At 71.9% G+C, this 11,785-nt stretch carries 11 protein-coding genes; 5 read left to right on the top strand and 6 right to left on the bottom strand.

The genetic code is table 11. The annotated features are described in order from the left end of the window. Window positions 1-41 precede the first annotated feature (41 nt). Window positions 42-590, bottom strand: a complete 549-nt coding sequence (locus tag ABD355_RS32440; RefSeq protein ID WP_344404694.1) for a TetR/AcrR family transcriptional regulator — start codon at window positions 588-590, stop codon at window positions 42-44. Between the two features lie 554 nt (window positions 591-1,144). Further along, window positions 1,145-2,917, bottom strand: coding sequence for an acetyl/propionyl/methylcrotonyl-CoA carboxylase subunit alpha (locus ABD355_RS32435; RefSeq protein WP_344404443.1), 1,773 nt, complete (start codon window positions 2,915-2,917; stop codon window positions 1,145-1,147). A gap of 383 nt (window positions 2,918-3,300) precedes the next feature. Between ABD355_RS32435 and ABD355_RS32430 the strand changes: the two genes are divergently transcribed. Continuing rightward, window positions 3,301-3,804, top strand: a complete 504-nt coding sequence (locus tag ABD355_RS32430) for a hypothetical protein (RefSeq protein ID WP_344404442.1) — start codon at window positions 3,301-3,303, stop codon at window positions 3,802-3,804. Here ABD355_RS32430 and ABD355_RS32425 read toward each other — a convergent pair. From ABD355_RS32425 to ABD355_RS32410, 4 genes are all read right to left on the bottom strand, one after another. Next, window positions 3,773-4,393, bottom strand: a complete 621-nt coding sequence (locus tag ABD355_RS32425; protein WP_344404441.1) for a Maf family protein — start codon at window positions 4,391-4,393, stop codon at window positions 3,773-3,775. The two genes, ABD355_RS32430 and ABD355_RS32425, sit on opposite strands and share 32 nt — an antisense overlap. 36 nt (window positions 4,394-4,429) lie before the next feature. After that, a complete protein-coding gene (mmpB, locus tag ABD355_RS32420; RefSeq protein WP_344404440.1) occupies window positions 4,430-4,558 on the bottom strand; it encodes a morphogenic membrane protein MmpB in 129 nt (42 codons plus the stop codon). A gap of 215 nt (window positions 4,559-4,773) precedes the next feature. Continuing rightward, entirely contained in the window at window positions 4,774-4,983 is a 210-nt protein-coding gene (locus ABD355_RS32415) for an acyl-CoA carboxylase epsilon subunit (RefSeq protein ID WP_344404439.1), read from the bottom strand. An 8-nt stretch (window positions 4,984-4,991) separates the two neighbouring features. Then, window positions 4,992-6,584 carry an acyl-CoA carboxylase subunit beta gene (locus ABD355_RS32410; RefSeq protein ID WP_344404438.1) on the bottom strand — a complete coding sequence of 531 codons (1,593 nt, stop codon included), beginning with the start codon at window positions 6,582-6,584 and terminating at the stop codon, window positions 4,992-4,994. 111 nt (window positions 6,585-6,695) lie between these two features. Between ABD355_RS32410 and ABD355_RS32405 the strand changes: the two genes are divergently transcribed. The 4 genes from ABD355_RS32405 to ABD355_RS32390 all read left to right on the top strand — a co-directional run bounded on the left by ABD355_RS32405 (window position 6,696) and on the right by ABD355_RS32390 (window position 11,759). Beyond that, window positions 6,696-7,562, top strand: a complete 867-nt coding sequence (locus ABD355_RS32405; protein ID WP_344404437.1) for a biotin--[acetyl-CoA-carboxylase] ligase — start codon at window positions 6,696-6,698, stop codon at window positions 7,560-7,562. A 100-nt stretch (window positions 7,563-7,662) separates the two neighbouring features. Further along, window positions 7,663-8,778, top strand: coding sequence for an adenylate/guanylate cyclase domain-containing protein (locus ABD355_RS32400; RefSeq protein WP_344404436.1), 1,116 nt, complete (start codon window positions 7,663-7,665; stop codon window positions 8,776-8,778). Between the two features lie 880 nt (window positions 8,779-9,658). Next, window positions 9,659-10,477 carry an enoyl-CoA hydratase/isomerase family protein gene (locus ABD355_RS32395; protein ID WP_344404435.1) on the top strand — a complete coding sequence of 273 codons (819 nt, stop codon included), beginning with the start codon at window positions 9,659-9,661 and terminating at the stop codon, window positions 10,475-10,477. A gap of 94 nt (window positions 10,478-10,571) precedes the next feature. After that, window positions 10,572-11,759, top strand: a complete 1,188-nt coding sequence (locus tag ABD355_RS32390) for a GGDEF domain-containing protein (RefSeq protein WP_344404434.1) — start codon at window positions 10,572-10,574, stop codon at window positions 11,757-11,759. Window positions 11,760-11,785: the final 26 nt, after the last annotated feature.

Genomic DNA, 11,785 nt, shown 5'->3' with positions numbered 1-11,785 from the left:
CCCCGTGCCCCTTCGGGGCGCTCCCCCAGGCCGGCAATGACTCAACCCGGCCTCAAGCCCCGCAGGGTGAGGGTCAGCAAGCGGTCTGCCAGCTGAGGGTCTGACGGGGACTCCTCTGCCGCCAGTGCGATGGCGTTGGTGAGTTGGAGGAGGTCGGTGATGGTGACGTCCTCGCGGACCTTGGCTGCTTGCTGCGCGCGCTTGAGCAGGGCGGCGCCCGCCTCGTGCATGGGGGCGCTGCAGTTGGCCAGGGCAGAGCTGGTGTCGGAGGTCACGGACATCAGGGCCAGGGCCAGGCCGCGGTACTCGCCGGCGTGGGTGATGATCTCGCGCAGCCAGGTCACCAGGGCCGTGCACGGCTCGGGGGCGTTCAGGAGTTCGCGGGAGCGGTCCAGGAGGTCGCTCACCGCTTCCTCGAAGACGGCGCTCAACAGGGCGTGACGGTTGGGGAAGTGGCGGTACAGGGTGCCGATGCCGACGCCCGCGCGCCGGGCCACGTCCTCCAGGGACGCGTCCGTTCCGTGCGCGGCGAAGGCGGCGCGGGCCTCGGTGAGCAGCCGCTCGTAGTTGCGCCGGGCGTCGGCACGCATGACCCGCGGGGGCGTCGGCGTCACCTCTGTGCCGCCGTTCGCCGCGGTCCCCGCCGACGTCGTGCCCACCATGCCTCCCGCCTGCCCTCTCGCGCGCCCCGGTCTGCCTCCAGCATGCCATCGCCGGTCGGCGCCGCGCTGTTCCTGCCGGCCCTGGTCGGCATCGCTCTGCTGACCACCGCACGCTTTCTGAAAGGCCGATCAGAAGCTGCGGCCGCATGTGGCTGCTCGCGCCCACGCTGCGCAGCCGCATATCGATACAGCCCCGCGGCCCCTTGAGGGGCGCTCGTGGGCCACCGACTCGGGGGACCGGCGAATGGGCGAAGACGAGACGCCCGGCGGACTGAGTGCTTCAGTCCGCCGGGCGCCTCGGGATGTCAGTGCCTGAGCCCGGTCAGTCCTTGATCTCGCAGATCGCGGCGCCGGAGCTGACGGACGCGCCGACATCGGCGGACAGGCCCTTGATGGTGCCGGACTTCGGCGAAGACGAGACGCCCGGCGGACTCAGTGCTTCAGTCCGCCGGGCGCCTTGGGATGTCAGTGCCTGAGCCCGGTCAGTCCTTGATCTCGCAGATCGCGGCGCCGGAGCTGACGGACGCGCCGACATCGGCGGACAGGCCCTTGATGGTGCCGGACTTGTGGGCGTTCAGCGGCTGTTCCATCTTCATCGCCTCCAGGACGACGACCAGGTCGCCCGCCTTGACCTCCTGGCCCTCCTCGACCGCGACCTTGACGATCGTGCCCTGCATCGGCGAGGCGAGGGTGTCGCCGGAGGCGACCGGGCCGGACTTCTTGGCGGCGCGGCGCTTCGGCTTGGCGCCGGCCGCGAGGCCGGTGCGGGCCAGGGACATGCCCAGGGAGGACGGCAGGGAGACCTCCAGGCGCTTGCCGCCGACCTCCACGACGATCGTCTCGCGGTCCGCGTCCTCCTCGGCCTCGGCCTCGGCCGGGGCGGCGAACGCGGGGATCTCGTTGACGAACTCGGTCTCGATCCAGCGGGTGTGGACCGTGAACGGCTCGGCGGAGCCGGTGAGTTCGGGGGCGAACGCCGGGTCCTTGACCACCGCACGGTGGAAGGGAATCGCCGTCGCCATGCCCTCGACCTGGAACTCCTCCAGGGCGCGGGCCGCGCGCTGCAGGGCCTGCTCACGGGTGGCGCCGGTGACGATCAGCTTGGCGAGCAGGGAGTCCCAGGCCGGGCCGATGACGCTGCCGGACTCGACGCCCGCGTCCAGGCGCACGCCCGGGCCGGACGGCGGGGCGAAGGTGGTGACGGTGCCGGGGGCCGGGAGGAAGTTGCGGCCCGGGTCCTCGCCGTTGATCCGGAACTCGAAGGAGTGGCCGCGCAGCTCGGGGTCACCGTAGCCGAGTTCCTCGCCGTCGGCGATGCGGAACATCTCGCGGACCAGGTCGATGCCGGCGACCTCCTCGGTGACCGGGTGCTCGACCTGGAGGCGGGTGTTGACCTCGAGGAAGGAGATCGTGCCGTCGAGGCCGACGAGGAACTCCACGGTGCCCGCGCCGACGTAGCCGGCCTCCTTGAGGATGGCCTTGGAGGACGAGTACAGCTCGGCGACCTGTGCCTCGGACAGGAACGGCGCCGGGGCCTCCTCGACCAGCTTCTGGTGGCGGCGCTGCAGCGAGCAGTCACGGGTGGAGACGACGACCACGTTGCCGTGCTGGTCGGCCAGGCACTGGGTCTCCACGTGCCGCGGCTTGTCCAGGTAGCGCTCGACGAAGCACTCGCCACGGCCGAAGGCGGCCACGGCCTCGCGCACCGCGGAATCGTAGAGCTCGGGCACCTCTTCGAGGGTGCGGGCGACCTTCAGACCGCGCCCGCCACCACCGAAGGCGGCCTTGATGGCGATCGGCAGACCGTGCTCCTTGGCGAAGGCGACGACCTCCTCCGCACCCGAGACCGGGTCGGGGGTGCCGGCCACCAGGGGGGCGCCGGCGCGCTGGGCGATGTGCCGGGCGGCGACCTTGTCGCCGAGGTCGCGGATGGCCTGCGGGGGCGGGCCGATCCAGATCAGCCCGGCGTCCAGGACGGCCTGCGCGAAGTCGGCGTTCTCGGAGAGGAAGCCGTATCCGGGGTGGACGGCGTCCGCGCCGGACTCGCGCGCCGCGTTCAGGATCTTGTCGATCACCAGGTAACTGGTCGCCGGGGTGTCACCGCCCAGGGCGAACGCCTCGTCCGCGGCGCGGACATGCAGAGCGTCGCGGTCCGGGTCCGCGTAGACGGCCACGCTCGCGATCCCGGCATCCCGACAGGCCCGGGCCACGCGGACAGCGATTTCGCCACGGTTGGCGATGAGCACCTTGCGCACGATTGAGGCTCCCTCCTTGAAACAAGCCGAGTTTAGGGACTGGCTACACGGCACTACGACCCGTCCCCAGTGGTGAGCTTGCCCACACGGAGCGTGATGCGAGGCTTGCTCGACCCGCGAAATCCCTTGTCGCACCTCGGTACGCAGGACTCCTCCCGGAAACCCTAGCTCTCCCATGTGGTCAAGGTCTCTGTGAGAGCGTGCTGCGGGCCACTCCGTTTCTTTGTGGAGTCCCTACGAATGGCCCAACGAATCTTTGCCGCCCGCAGAACCCTTGTCCCAAGGTTTACCCGTTAGTAGCGTTCGCGATGTCTCGTACGTACTCGAGGTAGCAGCAGCCTCGGCCGGCCCGCTCGGGCGGCAGTCGAAAGTGGGTGGGCCCGGTGGTGCGCAGACCGGTGGCATGGGTCGTGGCGGTCGTGCTCTTCGTGGAGGCGTTCGGCATCGCGGCGCTGAACTGGTTCCTGGGGGTCGTCGTCGACCGTCAGGACATGTCGCTGGCCGGTCTCGACCCCGACATGATGTCGGCGTCCTCGAAGATCGGCGGCATCGTCTTCGGCCTCTACTTCGCCCTGTGCGGCCTGGTCGCGCTCCTCGTGGCGATCCGCAACCGCCCGCCGGCCGGCTTCGGGCGCATCCTGCTGATCAGCGCCGCGGTCGTGCACGGGCTGCTGGGGGCCTTCGTGTGGGGGCTGGTGGGCTGGACCGCGTTCCTGTTCATGGTGGTCGTGCTCGCCCTCATCGTGCTGCTCCTGATGACGTACGACCGCCCGGCCGAACCCACCGACGCGGTCCCGCCCGCGGCACCCGGCCCCGACAACGGCGGCGGCAGCAAGGACGGAGGGGACTCCCCGGTCACTTCTCCGCCGGCGCCCACAACTCCGTGATGCCGACGCCCAGCTGGGCGAGGAGCCGGCGGACGAGGGGCAGGCTGATGCCGATCACATTGCCGTGGTCGCCGTCGATGCCCTCGATGAACGGCGCGCTGCGCCCGTCGAGCGTGAACGCCCCCGCGACGTGGAGCGGTTCGCCGGAGGCGACGTAGGCGGCGATCTCCTCGTCGGAGGGCTCGCCGAAGCGGACGACGGTGGAGGCGGTGCCGGACGCGTACCGCTTGTTCGCCGTGTCCCAGACGCAGTGCCCCGTCTGCAGGATGCCCGTCCGGCCGCGCATCGACTTCCAGCGGGCCGTGGCCTCCTCGGCGTCCGCGGGCTTGCCCAGGGCCTCGCCGTCCAGCTCCAGCACGGAGTCGCAGCCGATCACCAGGGCGCCGTGCGCCTCCGGCCTGGCGGCGACGACGGAAGCCTTGGCCTCCGCGAGGGCGAGGGCGAGCTCGGAGGGGGTGGGGGCGGTCACGGCGTCCTCGTCCACGCCGCTGACGATCACCTCCGGCGTGAGGCCTGCCTGGCGCAGCAGGTTCAGCCGGGCGGGGGACTGGGAGGCGAGGATGAGGCGGCGGCGGGGCGCGTCTGTCATGCGGTCAGCGTAGCCGCGCGGTCGGGTGAGCGGGGGTCACCTCAGGCCGATCACGACCATCGCGAGGATCATGGCCAAGGCCATGAGGAGGCCGAGCCGCCGCAGCATCTCCTGCATGTCGCGGAGTTCCTTGGGCGGCTCGTTCTCAGGGTCGGACCACAGCATGCCACCAGCGTGGGGCTGGGCCGGGTGAGGGCGCCTGAGTACGCGTACTCAAGTTGGGGGCCCGCAGCCGGTTCGTTGTCGGCTGCGGGCCGGTGGGGGCTTGTCGCGCAGTACCTCGCGCCCCTGAAAGCGTGCAGTTCCCGCGGTCCTGAAAGGCTGCGCAGTTCCTCGCGCCCCCTAAAAGATCGCGCAGTTCCCCGCGCCCCTGGAGGTCCTCACCCCGGCCAGTAGGTGCGGGTCCACGCGGACGGGCCCGGCTTCGGCAGGCGGTGGGACGCGATCCTGGCCGGATCCGACCAGGAGTCCCTGTCTCGTGTGGCGCCCGGCGGGACGGAGGCTGCCGCCGCGGCGCGGGCTCGGACCACCGCCAGGGCGGCGGCCAGCTCCTCCGGGGTCGGGTTGCCCCGTACGACCTTGATCGTCATGGCGGCTCCTAGAGGGGGATGTTGCCGTGCTTCTTCGGGGGCAGGGATTCCCGCTTGGTGCGCAGCTGACGCAGGCCGCGGACGACATGCCGGCGGGTGTCGGACGGCATGATCACCGAGTCGATGTAGCCGCGCTCGGCCGCGATGTAGGGGTTGAGGAGGGCGTCCTCGTACTCCTGGATCAGACGGGCGCGGGTCGCCTCCACGTCTGAGGCGGCCTCCGCCTCCGCGATGGTGCGGCGGTGCAGGATGTTGACCGCGCCCTGGGCGCCCATGACGGCGATCTGGGCGGTCGGCCAGGCGAGGTTGATGTCCGCGCCGAGGTGCTTGGAGCCCATGACGTCGTAGGCGCCGCCGAAGGCCTTGCGGGTGATCACCGTGATCAGCGGGACGGTCGCTTCGGCGTAGGCGTAGATCAGCTTGGCGCCGCGGCGGATGATGCCGGTGTGCTCCTGGTCGACGCCCGGCAGGAAGCCCGGCACGTCGACGAAGGTGATGACCGGGATGTTGAAGGCGTCGCAGGTGCGCACGAAGCGCGCCGCCTTCTCGCTCGCGTCGATGTCGAGGCAACCCGCGAACTGCATCGGCTGGTTGGCGACGATGCCGACCGGGTGGCCCTCCACCCGCCCGAACCCGGTGAGGATGTTCGGCGCGAACAGCGGCTGCGTCTCGAAGAACTCGGCGTCGTCAAGGACGTGTTCGATCACCGTGTGCATGTCGTACGGCTGGTTCGCGCTGTCCGGCACGATGGTGTCCAGCTCGAGGTCCTCGGCGGTGACCGCCAGGTCCGCCTCCTCCGGGAAGACCGGCGCCTCGGAGAGGTTGTTGGACGGCAGGTACGACAGCAGCTGCTTGACGTACTCGATGGCGTCCTTCTCGTCGCCGGCCATGTGGTGGGCCACGCCGGAGGTGGAGTTGTGGGTGCGGGCGCCGCCCAGCTCCTCGAAGCCGACGTCCTCACCGGTGACCGTCTTGATGACGTCAGGGCCGGTGATGAACATGTGTGAGGTCTGGTCGACCATGACCGTGAAGTCGGTGATCGCGGGGGAGTAGACCGCGCCGCCCGCGCACGGGCCGACGACCAGGGAGATCTGCGGGATGACACCGCTGGCGTGGGTGTTGCGGCGGAAGATCTCGCCGTACGCGCCCAGGGAGGCGACCCCCTCCTGGATGCGGGCGCCGCCGGAGTCGTTGATGCCGATGACCGGACAGCCGGTCTTCAGCGCGAAGTCCATGACCTTGACGATCTTCTGGCCGTAGACCTCGCCGAGGGCGCCGCCGAAGACGGTGAAGTCCTGGGAGAAGACCGCGACGGGGCGGCCGTCGACGGTGCCGTAACCGGTCACCACGCCGTCCCCGTACGGGCGGTTGTTCTCCAGACCGAAGTTCGTCGACCGGTGCCGGGCGAACTCGTCCAGCTCGACGAAGGAGCCCTCGTCGAGGAGGAGCTCGATCCGCTCACGGGCCGTCAACTTGCCCTTGGCGTGCTGTTTTTCGACGGCGCGTGCGGAGCCGGCGTGCGTCGCTTCCTCGATACGACGCTGGAGATCCGCGAGCTTGCCCGCGGTGGTGTGGATATCGATCTCTTCCGGCTCGGACATCGGGATCGCGGCTCCCTGCCTGCTCAAAAGGGGGGACGGTTACTCATCCGTAGAGTAGTGGTGGCGCTACGAATCAGCAGTGCGGCGTTTCACACACCTAGGGTGGCTTGCATGACGCCGCGAGATGCTTCAGACGACAGCCGCTGGTCCGACCTGGACCGGCCTCCGCTCAACGCCGTCGCGCTGCGCCGCGGGCTCGTGCAGGAGGGCGGGCTGTGGCGCGAGGTGGAGGTGGTGCGCAGCACCGGCTCCACCAACTCCGACCTGGTCGCCCTGGCGGGCGCGGGCAAGGCGGGCGAGGGGCACGTCCTGGTCGCCGAGGAGCAGACCTCCGGGCGGGGCCGCCTGGACCGCCGGTGGACCGCACCGGCCCGCTCCGGCCTCTTCTTCTCCGTGCTGCTGAAGCCGGCCGAGGTGCCGGTCGCCCGCTGGGGCTGGCTGCCGCTGCTCACCGGGGTCGCCGTGGCGACCGGGCTGTCCCGCTCGGCGGGCGTCGACACGGCACTCAAGTGGCCCAACGACCTGCTTGTTTCCATCGGCGGCGAGGAACGCAAGGCCGGCGGCATCCTCGCCGAGCGGGCCGGGGACGACGGGGTCGTCATCGGGGTCGGCATCAACGTCACGCTGCGGGAGGACGAGCTGCCGGTGCCGCAGGCGGGCTCGCTGGCCCTCGCCGGAGCGGTGAGCACCGACCGTGACCCCCTGCTCAGGGCCATGCTGCGGTCCCTGGAGGAGTGGTACGGGCGCTGGCGCGACGCGGGCGGTGATCCGTCGGTCAGCGGCCTGCAGGAGACGTACGCGGCGGGCTGCGCGACGCTGGGCAGGACGGTGCGGGCGGAGCTGCCGGGCGACCGTTCGATCACCGGGGAGGCGGTGGCGGTGGACGGCGACGGAAGGCTGGTGATCGCCACGGCGGACGGAGTGCAGGAACCAGTGGGTGCGGGAGACGTCGTCCACTTGCGACCGGCTCAGGGGTGACCACCCCTGCCGGCCCCCGAACGGAGTGAGCTACCGCACACCTGCCGTACAGTTGAGGCCGGTCGATACCTGACCGTGGCAGATCGGAAGGGCAGCAGGCGTGACCGTCGACGACACGGGCTCCGGCACGGGCGCGGACGGCCGGGTGGACCCCCACGCCGCCGATCCCGGCGAGGACCCGCTCGCCCTGCGTCTGGAACACCTGATCCTCGGCGCGGAGCGACGCTACACCCCCTTTCAGGCGGCCCGCAGCGCGGGCGTCTCGGTGGAGCTGGCCACCCGCTTCTGGCGGGCCATGGGCTTCGCCGACATCGGACAGGCCAAGGCGCTCACCGAGGCCGACGTACTCGCGCTGCGCCGGCTGTCCGGCCTCGTCGAGGCCGGGCTGCTGAGCGAGGCGATGGCGGTGCAGGTGGCCCGGTCCACCGGGCAGACCACCGCCCGGCTCGCCGAGTGGCAGATCGACTCCTTCCTGGAGGGCCTCACCGAGCCCCCGGAGCCCGGGATGACGCGCACCGAGGTCACGTACCCGATCGTCGAACTGCTCCTGCCCGAGCTGGAGGAGTTCCTCGTCTACGTCTGGCGGCGCCAGCTCGCCGCCTCGGCCGGGCGGGTGGTGCAGGCCGCCGACGACGAGGAGATGGTCGACCGGCGCCTGGCCGTCGGCTTCGCGGACCTGGTGGGCTTCACCCGGCTGACCCGCCGTATGGAGGAGGAGGAACTCGGCGAACTCGTCGAGGCCTTCGAGACCACCGCCGCCGACCTGGTCGCCGCGCACGGCGGCCGGCTGGTCAAGACGCTGGGCGACGAGGTGCTCTACGCGGCCGACGACGCCGGGATCGCCGCCGAGATCGCGCTGCGTCTCATAGAGACGATGGCGAACGACGAGACGATGCCCGAGCTGCGCGTCGGCATCGCCTTCGGCACGGTGACCACTCGTATGGGCGATGTCTTCGGTACGACGGTGAACCTCGCCTCCCGGTTGACGTCGATAGCCCCGCGTGACGCCGTCCTGGTCGACGCCGACTTCGCCCAGGAGCTGATCCGCACCGGGGAGGCGCCGGCCTCCGAGGCCGAGGCGGCCGAAGCGGCTGCCGCGGCGGAGAAGGAGGGGGAGGAGCCGCCGGCGTACCGGTTTGCGCTGCAGCCGATGTGGCAGCGGCCGGTGCGGGGGCTTGGCGTCGTCGAGCCGTGGCTCCTGACGCGGCGGGGCTGAGCGCCCCGCCGGGTGTGCCTGATTTGCGGCTCCGCCGCGGGGGGTGCTGATCGAGCCTTTTCGGCTGCGGCTTCGTTGTGGCTGGTCGCGCCCACGCGGCGGAGCCGCATATTGATACAGCCCCGCGCCCCTATGGGGCGCTCCTCAGCGCCTGGCGAGTGAGTCCACGCACAGGCCGATGGCTGGTACGCACAGACCTGGCTCCGTCTCGCTGGGCTGCGGGGTCGGCGGGGATGTCGTCCTACCGGGTGTCGGACTTGAGCGTGGGGCGGGAGCCTCTGTCGCAGGCGGCTGCTGAGTGGCCGTGGCCGCCGGGGTGTTCGGTGTGACCGGGATGGTTGTGGAGCCCGGAGTGGGCGCCAGGCTCGGTGACGGGGGCGCCGTTTGCATGGGTACGAGGGTGGAAGGCGCCGTCGGGGTCGTGGTCGCCCCGCCCATCGCGTACGTCGCCGACGGGCTCACCCGGGGGGCGGCCGCGACGGCGGCTACGGCGGTGCTCGCCTGGTCGGTGCCGGCAGCCGGATCCTGCCCGGGGTCCGCCTCCGTGGTGCCGAGACCGGCGCTTCCCGAATCCGGGGCCATCCGTACGAGGCTCAGGGCGCCCGCGGCCAGGGCCAGGCCGCTGACGGCGAACAGCAGTTTGCGGGGGCGGGGCCTGCGATGGCGGCCCCGCCTCATCGATGTTTCCGCCGTCACCGTCATCATGTCCCCTCCCCCTTTGCGCCCGCGCTCCCCTGTGCGCCGTGGCGGACGCACCGTATGCGCTCCCGTGGGCGGTGTGGCGGGAGTTGGGCGGGATGTCACCCGAACGGGGACAACGGAACGAAACCCTGCAATGATCGGGCCGACGGTTGTTAACCCGCGTTAACCGGAGGGTGTCATGGGCGAGGAGCGGTTCGGGGAGTTCGTGCTGGTGCGGCGACACGGCGACGAGGGTGTCGGGGACGTCGGGCATGTCGCGGAACTCGTCCTCGACCGGCCCAAGGCCATGAACGCCGTGTCGAGCGAGATGGCGCGGTCGATCGCCGCGGCCTGCACGGCACTCGCCGCGGACCGTGACGTACGGGTGGTCGTGGTGACGTCCACGCACGAGCGGGCGTTCTGCGTCGGTGCCGACCTCAAGGAGCGCAACTCCTTCACCGACGCCGATCTGCTCCGGCAGCGGCCGGTCGCGCGGGCCGCCTACACCGGGGTCCTGGAGCTGCCGGTGCCGACGATCGCGGCGGTGCACGGGTTCGCCCTGGGCGGAGGCTTCGAGCTGGCGTTGTCGTGCGACCTGATCGTGGCCGACCGTACGGCGGTGGTGGGGCTGCCGGAGGTGTCCGTGGGCGTCATCCCCGGCGGCGGCGGTACGCAGCTGCTGCCGCGGCGGGTGGGGGCCGCGCGCGCGGCCGAGCTCATCTTCACGGCACGGCGTCTGCAGGCCGCGGAGGCACGGGAGTTGGGGCTCGTCGACGAGCTGGTGGAGGAGGGACGCGACCGCGAGGCGTCGCTGGAGCTGGCCGCCCGCATCGCCGCGAACTCCCCGGTCGGCCTGCGGGCCGCCAAGCGCGCACTGCGTCTCGGGCACGGGCTCGATCTGCGGGCCGGGCTTGAGGTCGAGGACGCGGCATGGCGGTCGGTGGCGTTCTCGGGGGACCGGGCGGAGGGGGTGGCGGCGTTCAACGAGAAGCGGCGGCCCGATTGGCCGGGTGAGTGAAACCAGCCGGGGTCCGGGGGGTGAAGCCCAGGGCCGGTCACCCCACCGCCGTATCAGGAGAACAAATCAATAGAAACCTCCCTAACCTGGAGTAATGGGTGAGGACAAACGGCTCGCAGCGGTCGTCGCGCTGGCGCAGGGCATGGCCGCGGCCCACGGCTCGCGCGAGGCGTGGCGGGCGGCGGCGGCCGGGGGGTGCCGTGCGCTCGGCGGGAGCTTCGCCGCGTTGTCGGTGTGGGAGCGGGAGCTCGGCCGGCTGCGGGTCCTCGCGAACGTGGGGGAGCGGGCCGAGGGGGAGGAGGAGTTCCCGGAGGACGAGTCGTACCCCGTGCACCAGTTCCCCGAGATCACCGAGTTCCTGCACGAGCGATGGGCCGGCGGCGGCGAGCCCGACGCCTGGGTCGAGACCGCGCAGGGGCCCGCGGCGGGCGGCCGTCCCGGATACCTCCACCAGCGGGTCGCGGCCCTGCGCCGCCGGGGCCGCGGGTGCTGTGTCGTCGCCCCGATCGTGCTGCACGGGCGCGCGTGGGGCGAGCTCTACGTGGCACGCCCTGCCGGTGCTCCCGTCTTCGACCGGGGTGACGCCGACTTCGCTACGGTTCTGGCCGCCGTCGTCGCCGCCGGGATCGCGCAGGCCGAGCGGCTGGAGGAGGTGAGGCGGCTCGCCTACACCGACGCCCTCACCGGTCTCGCCAACCGCCGTGCCGTCGACGCGAAGCTGGACGAGGCCGTGGAGCGGCACCGCGCGGACGGCACGGTCGTCAGCCTCGTCGTCTGCGACCTCAACGGCCTCAAGCGCGTGAACGACACCCAGGGGCACGCCGTCGGCGACCGCCTCCTGGAACGGTTCGGCTCCGTCCTCTCCCTGTGCGGCGCGATGCTCCCCGGCACGTTGGCCGCCCGCCTCGGCGGCGACGAGTTCTGTCTGCTCTCCGTCGGCCCGTCCGCCGACGAGGCGGTCAAGGCGGCCGACGAACTCTGCCGCCGCGCCGCCGAGTTGGAACTCGGCGACGGGGTCGCCTGCGGGGTCGCTTCCACCGAGGATCCCATCGGGCCCGTGCGGTCGGCCCGGCGGCTGTTCCGGCTGGCGGACGCGGCCCAGTACCGGGCGAAGGCGCTCCGCGCGAGCAGCCCCGTGGTGGCGGGGCGGGCGGGGCCCGACGATCCGGTGGTGCGGTTGGCCGACGAGCCGTCGCCGCAGGGTCCTGCGGAGCGGCGTCGGTTCCGGGGGGCCCGCGGGGACGTGCCGGGGGCGCCGCCCCCGGACCCCCGGTCGGCCTGAACGGCCTCGCTCTCGAACGCGGGACG

This window comes from Streptomyces longisporus, assembly GCF_039532765.1.
Lineage (GTDB): Bacteria > Actinomycetota > Actinomycetes > Streptomycetales > Streptomycetaceae > Streptomyces > Streptomyces longisporus.
Note: the sequence above shows the minus strand (reverse complement) of the source record. Positions and strands in the feature narration are given on the sequence as shown.